14 protein-coding genes are annotated in these 15,883 nt (G+C 35.6%); all 14 read left to right on the top strand.

What is annotated here, in order from left to right:
- Positions 1-8 precede the first annotated feature (8 nt).
- The 14 genes from V7Q04_RS08430 to dmpG all read left to right on the top strand — a co-directional run bounded on the left by V7Q04_RS08430 (position 9) and on the right by dmpG (position 15,883).
- The gene (locus tag V7Q04_RS08430) at positions 9-797 is read left to right on the top strand and encodes a 3'-5' exonuclease (RefSeq protein ID WP_333804555.1); all 789 of its coding nucleotides are present in this window, start codon (positions 9-11) and stop codon (positions 795-797) included.
- On the top strand, positions 794-2,164 hold the full coding sequence (locus V7Q04_RS08425; protein WP_333804554.1) for a phosphomannomutase/phosphoglucomutase: 1,371 nt from the start codon (positions 794-796) through the stop codon (positions 2,162-2,164). Before V7Q04_RS08430 ends, V7Q04_RS08425 begins: the two co-directional genes overlap by 4 nt.
- Before the next feature lies 1 nt (position 2,165).
- Entirely contained in the window at positions 2,166-3,029 is an 864-nt protein-coding gene (rfbA, locus tag V7Q04_RS08420; protein WP_333804553.1) for a glucose-1-phosphate thymidylyltransferase RfbA, read from the top strand.
- Positions 3,026-4,048, top strand: a complete 1,023-nt coding sequence (rfbB, locus tag V7Q04_RS08415; protein ID WP_333804552.1) for a dTDP-glucose 4,6-dehydratase — start codon at positions 3,026-3,028, stop codon at positions 4,046-4,048. Before rfbA ends, rfbB begins: the two co-directional genes overlap by 4 nt.
- Complete coding sequence (locus V7Q04_RS08410; RefSeq protein WP_333804551.1) at positions 4,049-4,867, top strand: DNA ligase; 819 nt, start codon at positions 4,049-4,051, stop codon at positions 4,865-4,867. It abuts the gene before it with no gap.
- A gap of 945 nt (positions 4,868-5,812) precedes the next feature.
- On the top strand, positions 5,813-7,144 hold the full coding sequence (locus V7Q04_RS08400; RefSeq protein WP_333804710.1) for a mannose-1-phosphate guanylyltransferase/mannose-6-phosphate isomerase: 1,332 nt from the start codon (positions 5,813-5,815) through the stop codon (positions 7,142-7,144).
- The gene (gene gmd / locus V7Q04_RS08395; RefSeq protein WP_333804550.1) at positions 7,141-8,259 is read left to right on the top strand and encodes a GDP-mannose 4,6-dehydratase; all 1,119 of its coding nucleotides are present in this window, start codon (positions 7,141-7,143) and stop codon (positions 8,257-8,259) included. Before V7Q04_RS08400 ends, gmd begins: the two co-directional genes overlap by 4 nt.
- 13 nt (positions 8,260-8,272) lie before the next feature.
- Positions 8,273-9,202 carry a GDP-L-fucose synthase family protein gene (locus V7Q04_RS08390; protein ID WP_333804549.1) on the top strand — a complete coding sequence of 310 codons (930 nt, stop codon included), beginning with the start codon at positions 8,273-8,275 and terminating at the stop codon, positions 9,200-9,202.
- The gene (locus V7Q04_RS08385) at positions 9,192-10,355 is read left to right on the top strand and encodes a DegT/DnrJ/EryC1/StrS family aminotransferase (RefSeq protein ID WP_333804548.1); all 1,164 of its coding nucleotides are present in this window, start codon (positions 9,192-9,194) and stop codon (positions 10,353-10,355) included. The genes V7Q04_RS08390 and V7Q04_RS08385 overlap by 11 nt, the downstream gene beginning before the upstream one ends.
- Entirely contained in the window at positions 10,352-11,125 is a 774-nt protein-coding gene (rfbF, locus tag V7Q04_RS08380; protein WP_333804547.1) for a glucose-1-phosphate cytidylyltransferase, read from the top strand. The genes V7Q04_RS08385 and rfbF overlap by 4 nt, the downstream gene beginning before the upstream one ends.
- Entirely contained in the window at positions 11,110-12,222 is a 1,113-nt protein-coding gene (rfbG, locus tag V7Q04_RS08375; RefSeq protein ID WP_333804546.1) for a CDP-glucose 4,6-dehydratase, read from the top strand. Before rfbF ends, rfbG begins: the two co-directional genes overlap by 16 nt.
- Positions 12,219-14,003, top strand: a complete 1,785-nt coding sequence (locus tag V7Q04_RS08370) for a thiamine pyrophosphate-binding protein (RefSeq protein WP_333804545.1) — start codon at positions 12,219-12,221, stop codon at positions 14,001-14,003. The genes rfbG and V7Q04_RS08370 overlap by 4 nt, the downstream gene beginning before the upstream one ends.
- 3 nt (positions 14,004-14,006) lie before the next feature.
- A complete protein-coding gene (locus V7Q04_RS08365; RefSeq protein ID WP_333804544.1) occupies positions 14,007-14,879 on the top strand; it encodes an acetaldehyde dehydrogenase (acetylating) in 873 nt (290 codons plus the stop codon).
- Complete coding sequence (gene dmpG, locus V7Q04_RS08360; RefSeq protein WP_333804543.1) at positions 14,876-15,883, top strand: 4-hydroxy-2-oxovalerate aldolase; 1,008 nt, start codon at positions 14,876-14,878, stop codon at positions 15,881-15,883. Before V7Q04_RS08365 ends, dmpG begins: the two co-directional genes overlap by 4 nt.

Genomic DNA, 15,883 nt, shown 5'->3' with positions numbered 1-15,883 from the left:
GCTGTTCAATGATCTGTGTATTTGACGTCGAGACCATCCCTGATACCAAGCTAATTCGTAATGTTTTGCATCTAGAGGGAGGCGATCTTGAAGTCTCGCTTTTAGCGCAAAAGGAACAAGAAGAAAAAAGTGGCAGTAGCTTTTTACCCCTCTCTTTTCATAAAATTGTGGCAATTTCTGCTGTTATCGCTGATGATTTTGGCATTTTTCGCAAGGTGAGTAGCATTGAGGGAAGCAATGAACATGAGATGATCAAAAACTTTCTAAGCTTCATCAACAAACACAATCCAAAACTTGTAAGTTTTAACGGACGCAGCTTTGATATGCCTCTTTTAATGCTTCGTGCAATGCAGTACAATCTGACGTGTAGTGCTTACTTTGAGCAAGAAAATCGTGAGTTAAATAAAAACAAGTGGGAAAATTACCGTGCACGTTACAGTGATCGTTTTCATGTGGATCTCTTAGACCATCTTTGCGAATTTGGCGCAGTGAGAGGTATGAAGTTAGATCATGTCTGCTCAATGGCAGGACTTCCTGGTAAATACGATGTCCATGGTGATCAAGTGTTGGAGCTTTTCTATGCGGATGAAATCGATACCATCAAGGAGTATTGCGAGAGCGATGTGCTCAATACCTATTGGTTATTTTTAAAGTATGAACTCTTAAAAGGCAACCTCATTATAGAGGATTATCAGCGTGCATTGGCTACAATGCAAGAAAATTTGCGAGTCGAAAAGTCCTATACGGATGTCTTTGGCATCGCAATTGAAGAAGAATTATACAAGGAGAACCATTGAAAACGATATTTAGAGAGTATGACATCAGAGGTATCTACGAAAAAGAGCTTAACGAGCAAACGGTAAAATTGATTGGATATTTTTTAGGAAAACAGATTGTAAAAGTAGGTAAAACAGTTGCCATTGGTTATGACGCGCGTTCACATTCACCGATTTTATGTGAGTATCTTACCAGTGGTTTGAACAAAGCAGGTTGTAAAGTTTTGACTATGGGTCTTGTCGCAACACCTGTGAACTACTTTAGCAATTTTCAAGATTTTGATGGCGTAACCCCTAATGCATCGATTATGATCACTGGTTCGCACAATCCAAGTGAATACAATGGTTTTAAAATCACCATTGATAAAAAGCCCTTTTTTGGCGAAGATATTTATGCCCTTGGTCGAGAGATTATTGCCAATTATGATACAGAAATTGAAGATGATTTAAGTTCTGCATTTGTCAATGCAAAAGAGCGTTATATCGCTTATCTTATCAAAGAGTTTGATCACCTCAAAGGCTTCAATCAACCGTTTGTCTATGACTGTGGAAATGGTGTTGCAGGCGTTGTGGTTCAAGATGTGTTTAAAGCTCTAGGCTTTACATGTAAAGGTTTGTTTACAGATCCAGATGGCACGTTTCCGAATCACCATCCTGATCCAACAGTAGAGAAAAATCTTAAAGACATCAAAAAAGAGCTTGAGGGTGCGTATGCACTTGGGTTTGCGTATGATGGCGATGCCGATAGATTGGCGTTTTTGACCAAACACAACAATGTCAAAGGTGACATCATGGCGATTCTTTTCTCAAGTGCTATGAAAAACCCAACGGTCATTGGCGAAGTGAAATGTTCTCAAGTGATGTACGATGAAATTAATAAGCGTGGCAAGGCGATTATGTATAAAACAGGTCACAGTAACCTTAAAGTGATGATCGCTAAAACCAATGCTGATTTTGCAGCGGAAGTCAGTGGTCACCTTTTCTTCAATGATCGTTATTTTGGTTACGACGACGCTATTTACGCCACACTTCGTATGATTGAAATGGTGAAAAATGGTTTGGACGTGGATGCGGAGATCGCAAAACTTCCTGTCGTTTATTCCACAGAAGAGCTCAAAGTAGAGACGAATGAAAATGACAAGTTCCCTCTTGTTGAAAAAGTCAAAGAGCTTTTGAAAAATCCTCCAAAAGATTTTCCTGCTATTAAAGAAATCGTTGATGTAGATGGCGTTAGGGTTATCTTTAACGATGGTTGGGGCTTAGTACGCGCTAGCAATACAACGCCAGTCCTAGTGACACGTTTTGAATCGACCAATGCGGATAACGCGAAATTGTATGAGAAAAAACTGAACGAGCTTATAGCAACTGCCAAAGCGGAGCTTCACTAACATGAAAGGGATCATTCTAGCAGGAGGAAGCGGTACAAGGTTGTATCCTGTTACTCAAACCATTAGTAAACAACTACTGCCAATTTACGATAAACCGATGATCTATTATCCACTCTCCGTTCTGATGTTAGCGGGGATTAGAGAGATACTTATCATCTCAACACCTCAGGATATTGGTAAGTTTGAAGATCTTTTTGGTGATGGTAGCAGATGGGGACTTTCCCTTTCGTATAAAATTCAACCTAGTCCTGATGGGCTTGCGCAAGCGTTTCTTTTAGGTGAAGAATTTATTGGAAATGAGAGTGTCTGCTTGATCTTGGGTGATAATATCTTCTACGGTCAAGGCTTTACGCCATTGCTTCAAAGCTCAGCCAAACTTGAAAAAGGTGCAATTGTGTTTGGTTATCAAGTCAAAGACCCTCAGCGTTTTGGCGTAGTCGAATTTGATGAAAATCAAAAAGCAATTAGCATTGAAGAAAAACCTCTCAATCCAAAATCATCTTTTGCTGTAACGGGGCTTTATTTTTACGACAACGATGTGATTAAGATCGCTAAAGGAGTGAAACCTTCTCATCGAGGCGAACTTGAAATTACTGATGTCAATGATGCTTACCTCAAACGAGGTGATTTGCAAGTCGAAGTTCTGGGACGTGGTTTTGCATGGCTTGACACGGGCACACATGATAGTCTACTAGAAGCGGGTATGTTTGTCCAAACAATTGAAAAACGTCAAAGTTTTAAAATCGCATGTTTAGAAGAAATCGCTTATAACTACGGATGGATTAGTAAAGAACAAGTCCTTGAGATTGCTAAGCCACTGAGCAAAAATGGTTACGGTGAATATCTGAAAGAGTTGGTTAAATGAGTAGAAAAAATATTTTAGTCACGGGTTGTGCGGGCTTTATCGGCTCAAATTTTGTGCCGTATTTTTTAGAGAAATATCCTGAATATCATTTGATAAATTTGGATCTTTTAACGTATGCAGGTAATTTAGACAATCTAAGTGAAGTTGAAAACAGTGAGCGATACACTTTCGTTCAAGGTGATATTTGTGATCGAACTTTGGTTGAATCCATCTTTGAAGAATATAATATCCAAGGAGTGATTCACTTTGCAGCCGAATCGCATGTCGATAATTCGATTAAAAATCCAGGTGTTTTTATAGAGACAAATGTGAATGGAACATTTACGCTTATCGATGTAGCATACAAGTACTGGATGGAAAAACCTTTTGTACTTTCGGAAGGGTATGAAGAGTGTCGCTTTCATCATATCTCCACCGATGAGGTTTATGGAACACTCGGTGCAACGGGCTTGTTCACAGAAATGACCTCTTATGCACCAAATTCACCGTATTCAGCAAGCAAGGCGAGTTCAGATATGATCGTTAGGGCATATCATCACACCTATGGTATGAATACTGTTATCACCAATTGTTCCAATAACTATGGACCAAAACAACATGATGAAAAACTAATTCCTACAATTATACGAAAAGCTCTCAATAACCAAAAAATTCCTATTTATGGGGACGGTAAAAATATTCGTGATTGGCTCTATGTCTTAGATCACTGTAAAGGGATAGATTTAGTTTTTCATGAAGGCAATTCAGGGGAGACTTATAATATTGGTGGTAGAAATGAGCGAGATAATCTCTATATCGCTCATAAGATTTGTGAGATTTTAGATACGCTTAAACCACAAGAAGGGTCTTATAAAGAGTTAATCACTTTCGTGGAAGACAGAGCAGGGCACGATAGACGCTATGCCATTGACGCTACAAAGATTGAGACAAAACTAGGTTGGGAAGCAGAAGAAAACTTCGAAAGTGGAATTCTTAAAACGATCATCTGGTATATTGAAAAATATAAGCAAGAAGCGTAAATGAGACGTTTAATTATACTTTGGTTAATGCTTGCAACGATGATGTTTGCGGCTAAGCCAGAGCTAATGCTGCTCAAAGAGTGGGACGGACAAGATGTTTCAGGGTGGCTTATGAGTGAAAAAATGGATGGAGTACGAGCGTATTGGGATGGACAAAAGCTCATATCAAGAGGAGGTATTGAACTCTCGCCTCCTGCTTGGTTTACAGAAGGGTTCCCTCCCTTCGCTGTGGATGGTGAGTTATGGAGTAAACGAGGTGATTTTGAAAATATTATCTCTATTGTCAAGAAAAAAGAGCCGCATGATGGATGGAAAAATATCGCTTTTTATGCGTTTGATGTTCCTCATGAAAATGGTGGATTGATCCAGCGTTTAGTGAAGTTAGAGTATTATTTAAAATTGAATCAAGCGGATTATTTAAAAGTAGCAAAACAGATTACTTGTAAAGATGAAGAGCATTTGAAAAGTTTTTTTCAAGAGATCGAAAAAGGCGGTGGAGAGGGGGTTGTTGTTCGCAATCCTGACACTAAATATGTTACTAAACGTGATCCTTCATCTTTAAAAATAAAGAGTTTTCACGATGCCGAGTGTGAAGTGGTTGAGCATCACAAGGGTGAAGGTAAATACAAAAACAGCTTTGGTTCGCTTACATGTAAAACGGATGAAGGTATCATGTTCGATATAGGATCTGGTTTTAGCGACGCTGAGCGTAAAAATCCTCCTGCTATTGGTTCAAAAATTACGTATAAATTTCAAGAAATAACCAAAGGCGGTAAGCCACGATTTCCTGTTTATATGAGAATGAAAGAAGAGATATAAAGATGAGAATTTAATGAAAATAACCATTGTTGGAACAGAGTATTTCGGGCTTTCTAACGGTATTTTATTGGCATAGTATCACGAAGTCGTCGCACTTGACATTATTCTTGACAAAAGAGCCATGATTAATCAAAAAATTTCTCCGATTGAAGATAGAGACAGATTTAAGAGTATTTGAGCGAAAAACCGCTTTATTTTAAAGCAACGCTCGCGATAAACAAGAGGCGTATCAAAATGCTGAATTTATCATTATTACAACACCCACAGATTATGATCCTGAAACCAATTACTTCAATGCAAAATCTATAGAGTGTCATTAAAAATCTCAATGAATTCAAAACAATGTGCAATGCCATCGTCTCCACTTGTTTCTCTCTTTAACTGTTGAGGGCGTCAAAGAAAAGGTTTATGTTAGAGATCTTTTTTGGAAGGATTAGAAGAAAAATGAAAGAAAAAATCCTCATTACAGGTGATACAGATTACATCGCTAGTTATGTTACTATACTACCTTTGATACCAAAACGCAGAAATTGTTATTGTAGATTAGTACAGCTGTCTACCCGTATTTCTAAAAATGATCTTAGAATGTACTACTAAGAGGAAAAGTATGTTTATTTTTGAAAATGACTATGTAAGATTAGATGGAATAGGGATTGAAATTATATTCATGTGGATGATTTAGTAAGTGCACATATTGATACGATGGTGTATCTTTATTCGTAAGAAAGTGATATTTTTAATGTTGGATACTTAAAAGTTTACAGGGTTAAAGTAGTGATTCAAACTACATTGTTCAAAGTTAAATAGATTGTTAGCCAAAGACCTGAAGGTGATCCTGCCATATTTGTGACAAACATCAACAAGCTTATCAGCAAAATGCAATGGAATCCTAAGTATAATTGTATAGAGTTTATTTGTAAAAGTGCGTATGCATGGGAGAAAAAATTGATTAATCTTATTTTATGCGGTGGTAGTGGTACGAGACTTTGGCCATTAAGCCGTACATTGATGCCAAAACAATTTGTAAAACTTTTTAATAATAAATCGCTTTTTCAGCTCACAACAGAGCGAAACGCTGCTGTGTGTGATAATCAATTTATCGTCTCCAATAGTGAACAGTATTTTTTGGCATTTGATCAATTAGAAGAGCTACATAAAACAAATAATCGTTATTTACTTGAACCTATTGGTCGTAATACGGCTCCCGCTATTGCACTTGCATGTATGGCTTTAGAAGGTGAAGAAATCGTGCTGGTTACACCAAGTGATCATCTTATTAAGGATCAAATAGCGTATGAAAAAGCGATTGCCGAAGCAGAATCTTTGGCAAAAAAGGGTTTTTTAGTCACCTTTGGCATTAAACCCACATTTGCGGAAATAGGCTTTGGCTATATCGAAACGGATGGAAAAAATGTAAAAGCTTTTCATGAAAAACCAGACAAAATAACAGCAGAAACGTATGTCACTGCAGGGAATTACTATTGGAACAGTGGCATGTTTTGTTTTAGTGCGAGTATTTTTTTAAGTGAACTTGAAAAATATGCACCACAAATTTTTCTGACATGTAAAAAAGCGTATGAAAATGCTAAAAATAATGGCATGATTCGTATCCTTCATGAGGATATGATAGCAATTCCAGAAGACAGCATAGACTATGCGGTAATGGAAAAAAGCCAAAAAGTGAAAGTCATCCCAAGTGATATAGGTTGGAGTGATGTGGGAAGCTTTGATGCACTTTGTAACGAGTTAGATAATGATGATAAAAATAATTTTATCATGTCTTACAAACATGTGAGTCTCATTGATGTTCATGATTTGATTGTCATTGACACCGAAGATGCCCTGTTGATTAGTCAAAAAGGAAGCTCACAGCAGGTCAAAGAGATTGTGATGCAACTGAAAAAAGACAATTCTGAATTGGCCAAAACGCATAAAACGACTTATCGGCCATGGGGAACATACAGTGTTTTAGAAGATAGACCTGGCTATAAAATTAAACAAATTATGGTTAAACCAGGCTGCCGATTGAGCTTACAAAAACATTTTCACCGGAATGAGCACTGGATTGTTGTGAGTGGAACGGCTACGGTTCAAGTAGAAGATAAAACATATATCGTAAGGGAAAATGAATCAACCTATATCAAATCAGGTGAAATACATCGTCTTTCAAATCAGGGTAAAATTCCTATTGTGCTAATTGAAGCTCAAGTGGGAAGTTATACAGGCGAAGATGATATCGTAAGAATAGAAGATGATTATAAAAGGGAAAGTATATGAGTCAAAAAGTTGCATTAATTACTGGAATTACAGGACAAGATGGAAGTTATTTAGCAGAGTTTTTACTTAAAAAAGGATATATTGTACATGGTATTAAACGAAGAAGTTCGCTTTTTAATACTGATAGAATAGACCACCTTTATCAAGACCCACATGAAAAAAATGTTAAATTGTATTTACATCATGGTGATATGACTGATAGCATGAATCTCACACGTATTATTCAAGAGGTTCAACCTGACGAAATCTATAATTTGGCAGCGATGAGTCATGTACACGTTAGTTTTGAAACACCTGAATATGTTGCAAATGCCGATGGTACTGGGACACTTCGTATTTTAGAAGCAGTTAAACTTTTAGGATTAATGCATAAAACACGTATCTATCAAGCAAGTACTTCAGAACTGTATGGAAAAGTGCAAGAAACGCCTCAAAAAGAGACAACACCTTTTTATCCTCGAAGTCCTTATGCTGTAGCTAAAATGTATGCCTATTGGATTACGGTGAATTACCGTGAAGCGTATGGGATGTTTGCATGTAATGGTATTTTATTTAACCATGAATCTCCTGTACGTGGTGAGACATTTGTAACACGCAAAATCACGCGTGCTGCTTCTAAAATTGCACTTGGGCTTCAAGATAAACTTTATCTTGGAAATCTTGATGCTAAGCGTGACTGGGGGCATGCAAAAGATTATGTGCGTATGATGTGGATGATTCTTCAAGCAGACGAACCAGAAGACTGGGTTATTGCGACGGGTACAACTACAATGGTACGTGATTTTGTACGCATGGCATTTGGATATTGTGGTATTGCATTGGAATTTAAAGGCGAAGGCGTCAATGAAATAGGCTATGTTAAATCATGTTCTAATCCTTTGTATCAAATTGAAATTGGTAAAGAAGTTGTTGCGGTTGATCCACGTTACTTTAGACCAACAGAAGTTGATTTATTATTAGGAGATCCAACAAAAGCCAATACAAAATTGGGTTGGAAACCAGAATATGATCTTAAAATGTTAGTTGATGACATGATGAAATCTGATCTCAAGTTGATGACAAAAGATGTTTACCTCAAAGAAGGTGGTTATAAAATTATGAGTTATTTTGAATAAGGATTAACATACAATGAAAATCCTTATTACAGGTGCGCAAGGTATGGTAGGAAAAAATATTGCTGAATTTTTTTCTTCTTTATCTTTCGATCTTTTAACACCATCACATGAAGAACTTGATTTATTAGATAAACAGAATGTAGAGAAATACTTAAAATTACATATGCCAGATATGGTCATCCATTGTGCTGGAATTGTAGGTGGCATTCAAGCAAACATGGCTAATCCTGTTAAATTTTTAGTAGAAAATACTCAAATAGGAATGAATATTATTTTATCTTCGTATGAGGTTGGAATTAAAAAATTTCTCAATATGGGTAGTTCATGTATGTATCCTCGCGATGCTAAAAATCCCTTATCTGAAGATTTGATTTTAAGAGGAGAGTTGGAACCTACCAATGAGGGATATGCTTTAGCAAAAGTAACATCTACGAGATTGTGTGAGTACATTAATAGAGAGAATCAAATCTTTCAGTATAAAACTATTATTCCTTGTAACCTTTATGGACGATATGATAAGTTCAATCCAAAACACTCTCATATGGTTCCGGCAGTAATCAAAAAAATACATGAAGCAAAAATAAATAATAAAATGACTTTAGATATTTGGGGTGATGGAGAGGCAAGAAGAGAGTTTATGTTTGTTGGAGACTTGGCAGATTTTACGTATTATGCGCTTAAAAACTTTGATGTTATGCCGCAAAATATAAACGTTGGCTTAGGGCATGACTACACTATAAATGAATATTATAGAGCCATTGCAAATGTTATAGGCTATACGGGTAATTTTATACATGATTTGTCAAAACCTATAGGGATGAAACAAAAGCTAATTGATGATTCAAAATTACAAAATTTTGGATGGAAATATAAAACTTCACTAGAAGACGGTATTAAAAAAACGTATGAATATTATTTAAATGAGGTATTTGATGGTAAATAGTTATCCATTGGCAACATCAACATGGGATGAAAAAGAGTTAGAAGCAATACAATCTGTTATTAAGAGAGATATGTACACAATGGGCTCATCGGTTTCTCAATTTGAAAAAGATTTTTCTGAGTTTATTGGTCGGAAGTATAGCGTTATGGTGAGCTCTGGCTCTACCGCCAATCTTATTGCAACAGCGGCATTGTTTTATACAAAAAATCCAAAATTAAAGAGAGGTGATGAGGTAATTGTTCCCGCTGTATCATGGTCAACAACATATTATCCTCTCCATCAATATGGTTTGAAACTCAAATTTGTTGATATTGATTTGGAAACTTTAAATTATGATTTAACTGCTCTAGAGGGAGCAATTAGTGATAAAACAAAAATGATTATGGTTGTAAATCTTCTTGGAAATTCAAATGATTTTGATGTTATTAATGAAATGATTAAAGACAAAAATATTTTGCTTTTAGAAGACAATTGTGAGTCAATGGGTGCTGAATACAATGGAAAACAAACAGGAACATTTGGAATTATGGGAACATTCTCCACTTTCTTTTCGCATCATATGGCGACAATGGAAGGTGGCTTTGTTACAACGGATGATGAAGAACTCTATCACATTTTACTTTGTTTGAGAGCGCATGGTTGGACACGTAATCTTCCAAAAGAAAATCATGTAGTTTCTAAAAGTGATGACTGGTTTACTGAATCTTTTCGATTTGTTTTACCAGGGTACAATGTAAGGCCTGTTGAGATGAGTGGGGCTATTGGCATCGAACAATTGAAAAAATTGCCAGATTTCTTAGCGCAAAGAAGAGAAAATGCAAACTTATTTAGAAATTTTTTTAAAGATCATTCTGATTTTATGATTCAAAAAGAGATCGGTCATAGTTCATGGTTTGGGTTTTCACTGATCATAAAACCAACTTCAAAACGCAAAAGAGTAGATGTTGTTCAAAAACTTATGGATAACAAAATAGATTGTAGACCTATTGTAACAGGAAATTTTACTAAAAATGAAGTGATGAAATACTTTGATTATTCTATTTATGATGAACTAAAAAATGCTGATTATTTACACGAAAATGGATTGTTCATTGGGAACCATCAAATGAATTTAGAACAAGAAATTAAATTTTTGGCGGAGGTTTTGCAATGAAAGTAGTCTTGTTAGCTGGCGGTTATGGAACACGTATTTCAGAAGAGACAGACCTTAAGCCAAAACCAATGGTAGAGATTGGTGGAAAGCCCATATTATGGCATATTATGAAGATTTATTCCCATTATGGTTTTAATGAATTTGTCATATTACTTGGCTATAAAGGCTATTACATTAAAGAATATTTTGCCAATTATTTTTTACATCAAAGTGATGTGACTATTGATCTTCAAACCAATAGTATGGAAGTGCATAACAATACCAGTGAGCCATGGAAAGTAACACTTGTCGATACAGGTCTTGATACAATGACTGGTGGGCGTATAAAACGAGCAGAAAAGTATATAGGAAATGAGTCTTTTTTATTGACATATGGAGATGGTGTGAGTGATATTGACATCGAAAAAACGGTAGCTTTTCACAAACAACATGGGAAAGCGCTTACGATGTCAGCTATTCAGCCAGAAGCTAGATTTGGAAATCTTGCGATTGATGAGCAGATGAATATTAAAAGCTTTATTGAAAAACCAAAAACAGAAGCCGGCTGGATCAATGGAGGTTTTTTTGTCTGTTCTCCAAAAATTTTTGATTATGTGAGTGAAGATGAAAATTGTGTGTTTGAGCAAACTCCTCTGCAAAATCTTGCCAAAGATGGTGAAATGTTTGCTTATCAGCACGAAGGATTTTGGCAACCAATGGATACTCTTCGGGATAATCAAAAACTAAATAAACTCTGGAAAGAGGACAAAGCACCATGGAAAGTTTGGTAATGAAACATCTTTTTGGAGGCATCTATAAAGATAAAACTATTTTAGTGACGGGACATACGGGCTTTAAAGGATCTTGGCTTGTGTATTGGCTAAAGCAAATGGGTGCTAACGTCATAGGCTATTCTTTAGAAGCACCTACCCAACCAAATCATTTAGCATTGCTTGACCTTGATATGATATCTATTGCAGGCGATATAAGAGATTTAGAAAAGCTTGAACAAACATTTGCAACGTATAAGCCAGATATTGTTTTTCACCTAGCAGCGCAAGCATTAGTTAGGCCTTCTTATGCAAATCCAATTGAAACCTACGAAACGAATGTGATAGGAACGCTGAAAGTTTTTGAAGTGTGTCGTAAACATCAGGTTAAAGCAATTGTAAATATTACCAGTGATAAAGCCTATGAAAACAGAGAATGGGTGTGGGGGTATCGCGAGAATGACCCTATGGGTGGGTATGATCCGTATAGTTCTTCTAAAGGGTGCGCTGATCTATTAGCAACTTCTTATCGCAATTCTTACTTTAATTCTAGTGAGTATAAACACACACATCATACTCTTTTAGCAACGTGTCGTGCAGGTAATGTGATTGGTGGTGGTGACTGGGCACAAGATAGATTGATGACTGATATTATGGTATCCGTTAGTCAAGGTAAAAAAGTGAGTATTCGTAACCCCAAAGCAACAAGACCTTGGCAACATGTCCTTGAGCCTTTGAGTGGGTATTTGCATATTGGGCAAAAATTGCTTGAAGAACAAGTTGAATTTGCAGATGCATGGAACTTTGGACCAAGTGATGAAGGAAGTATTTGTGTTGAAGAAGTTGTTTTACATGTAAAACAGCATTGGGATAAAATTGACTATGAGATTAATCAAACTCCAAATCAACTTCATGAAGCCAATTTATTAAAATTAGATTGTTCCAAAGCCCATATCAAGCTTCATTGGAAAGATGTGTGGGAGAGTGAGAAGACATTTGAAAAGACTGTAAAATGGTATAAAGCTTTTTATGAAAAAAATGAACTTTTGACACAATATGATTTGAAAAATTATGTGAAAGATGCACAAGAAAAAAAGATTGAGTGGAGTAAAGCATGAAAATCAGAGTTGCAGATTATTTAACACAAAAGCTTGCTAAAGTTAGTGGTAATAAGCTTTTTATGATTACTGGCGGAATGATTATGCATTTAACAGATGCTGTTTATAAACAAAAAGATACTTTAGATACTTATTTTTTTCATCATGAACAAGCTGCAACAATGGCTGCGGAAGCGTATGCTAGATATTCTAAAAAAATTGGTGTTGTTTATGTGACAGCAGGACCTGCAGCACTTAATACTTTAACAGGTGTTGTTGGTGCATATGTTGATCGTTCCCCTTGCATTATTGTTTCTGGTCAATCTAAGGTTGAACAAGTACATGTAACAACTCCCCGACAATTTTCTTTACAAGGGTTTAATACACTACCAATTTTTGAGCAAGTAACGAAGTTTGCAGTTATCCTAGATGACATTAGTAAAATAAAATATAATATTGAAAAAGCTATTTTTATAGCTCATCAAGCACCCTTTGGTCCCGTATGGATTGAATGTCCTATTGATATACAAGGAGCTATCTTTGATCCTGACTTATATGATAGCTTTGAGCCAGATCAAGAATTATTAAAAAATCAATCATGTAATATTGAGCTGATTATTCAAGAATTGAATAAAGCGAAAAGACCGGTTATCTTGATGGGTGCTGGAGTACAACAAGCTGATGCAATACAAGAAGCAAATGAGATAGCTAATACATTTGGAATTCCTATCGTGACGACAAGAATGGGCATGGATATTTTAGATCATGAACATCCAAATTTTATAGGAAGGCCTGGAACATATGGAGATAGGGCCGGGAATTTTGCTGTGCAAAATTCCGACGTATTGCTTGTTTTAGGTTCTCGTTTAAGTATTGGACTCATTGGGCATGATTATCAAGCTTTTGCACCAAATTCTAAAATAATTCTTGTCGAGATTGATCCAAAAGAATTTGAAAAACCTTCTGTTGATAAGGCTATTAAAATATTGTGTGATGTGAAAGTGTGTATGAAATCTCTTTTGAAGAATTTTCAACCAAATCAAGAATCATATATCGGATGGTTGAAAAAAAATCAAGAATGGAAGAATAAGTATCCAGTTGACCTCTTGGAATATATGAATGAAACAGAAGGCGTTAATTCTTATCACTTCATGAGAGTTTTTTCAGAAACTTTAGATAAAAATGCCGTCATTGTGACAGATACAGGTTCATGTTTTCATGTTCATGCACAAGCATTTAAAGTTAAGTTTGGACAAAGGCATATCATCACAGGTGGACTTTCGACAATGGGATATAGCCCCGCTTCTATTGGTGTAGCTTCATTGGCTAAAGATGAAGGGAAAGACGTTTATTGTATTAGCGGAGATGGCTCTATCCAAATGAATTTGCAAGAATTTCAAACAATTGCACATTATCATTTGCCAGTAAAAACAATTATCTTAAATAACAATGGTTATCTTCTCATTCGACATACTCAAAATAATTTTATGGAAGGTCGACTCATAGGAGAAAGTAGTGCAACAGGATTGTCTACTCCATCTATGGAAAAAGTGGCTACTTTGTATGGAATTAAATATATATGTTTATCGAATATCTTTGAAATGAATGAAAAGATAAAAGAGCTTATTGATTATACTGGTCCTGTTATTTTTGAAGTCATGACGCCAGAAAATCAATTATTGATACCTAGGGTTGCTTCTAAGAAATTAGATGATGGGAAAATGATTTCTATGCCTTATGATGATATGTTTCCTTTCTTGGCAAGAGAAGAATACGAAGCTAATATTCACATGGAGTCTTAATTGATGAAGTTCAAAGTTGCAATTTTAGGTACAGGCAATATAGGCACTGATTTATTAATTAAAATTTCTAGATCACCTTATTTACAATGTACTTTGTTTGCAGGCAGGAATTTAAGTTCTAAAGGAATGTTAAAAGCCATGTCTTTAGGTATTACTTTAAGTGATAGAGGAATAGATGCCATTCTTGAAAATCCAGAATGTTGTGATTTGGTATTTGATGCGACATCTGCATCAAGCCATAAAATACATGCCCCTATTTTAAAACAACTTAATAAAATTGTTATTGATTTAACTCCTGCAAAATTGGGATTATTTACTATTCCAGCTGTTAATTTGGACGAAGCTTTAAAATATGATAATCTGAATATGATCACATGTGGTGGTCAAGCCTCAATTCCTATAGCATATGCCATTAGTAAAGTTGTAAGTAGTATAGAGTATATTGAGCTTGTATCAACAATTGCATCAAAAAGTGCTGGACCTGGTACGAGAGCAAATATAGATGAATATATTGAAACGACTGAAAAAGCATTGTCTCATTTTACGGGCGCTCAAAATGTAAAAGTTATTATAAATTTAAATCCAGCTCAACCTAGTATTGATATGAATACAACAATTTATTTAAAAATAAATAATCCTGATATGGATTTAATTTCTTCTGAGATAAAAAAAATGGTAGTGATTATTCAATCCTATGTTCCAGGCTATTTTCTAGCCCTTGAACCAGTATACGATAATGGTTTAGTCATTTTATCTATTAAGGTACAAGGCTTAGGTGATTATCTTCCAAAATATGCAGGAAACTTGGATATTATTAATTCTGCCGCAATAGCATTAGCTGAGGAATTTGCAAAAAATAAAGAGGTTTGCCTATGATACATAAAATCAATCTTTATGATGTTACATTGAGAGATGGTTCTCATGCTATTTCTCATCAGCTTTCAATTTCTCAAGTAGATGAATATACAAAAGCGATAGATACAACAGGTGTATACGCTATAGAAGTTGGGCATGGCAATGGATTAGGAGCATCTTCTGTTCTTGTTGGCCAAAGTCAACTAAGCGATGAAATTCTTATTAAAACAGCGAAAAATAATTTACAACATACGAAATTGGGTATTCATGTTATACCTGGATTTGCGACAATTAAAAAAGATATAGAAAAAGCTTTATCTTGGGGTGTTGATATTGTTCGTGTTGCGAGTCATTGTACTGAAGCTGATATTACAGAGCGTCATCTTGGGTATGTTCGAGAAAAAGGGAAAGAAGCTTATGGGCTTTTAATGATGAGTCATATGGCAAGTCCTGAGATTTTACTTGATGAAGCTATTAAGATGCAAACATATGGAGCAGAAGCGATTGTTATTTTAGATTCAGCAGGTAGCTATTTGCCAGATGACGTCAAAGCAAGAATTACTCTCTTATCACAAAATCTCAATGTCCCTGTAGGTTTTCATGCACATAACAATTTGGGATTAGGAATTTCAAACTCTCTTGTTGCTATCGAGGCAGGTGCTCAGATTATTGATGGTGCAACAAAAGGGTTTGGAGCTGGAGCTGGCAATGCACAAATGGAAGTTTTAGCAGCAGTTCTTCAAAAAATGAATTATAAAACCAATGTTGATTTATATAGGCTATTGGACGTAGCAGATTTGGTAGAAAAAGATTTGATTAAAGAACCAATTACTATTTCATCTTTAAGTATTGTTAGCGCTATAGCAGGTGTCTTTTCTGGTTTTTCTAAACATGTTAAGAGAATTGCTAAAGAGTTCAATGTCGATCCGCGAGATATTTTTATGGAGCTTGGAAAACAAAAAGTAGTTGCTGGACAAGAAGATACTATTATCGATATAGCACTTAAATTACAAAAAAGGATTTGA

The sequence above is a fragment of the Sulfurospirillum sp. genome (assembly GCF_036802865.1).
Taxonomy (GTDB): Bacteria; Campylobacterota; Campylobacteria; order Campylobacterales; family Sulfurospirillaceae; genus Sulfurospirillum.
Note: the sequence above shows the minus strand (reverse complement) of the source record. Positions and strands in the feature narration are given on the sequence as shown.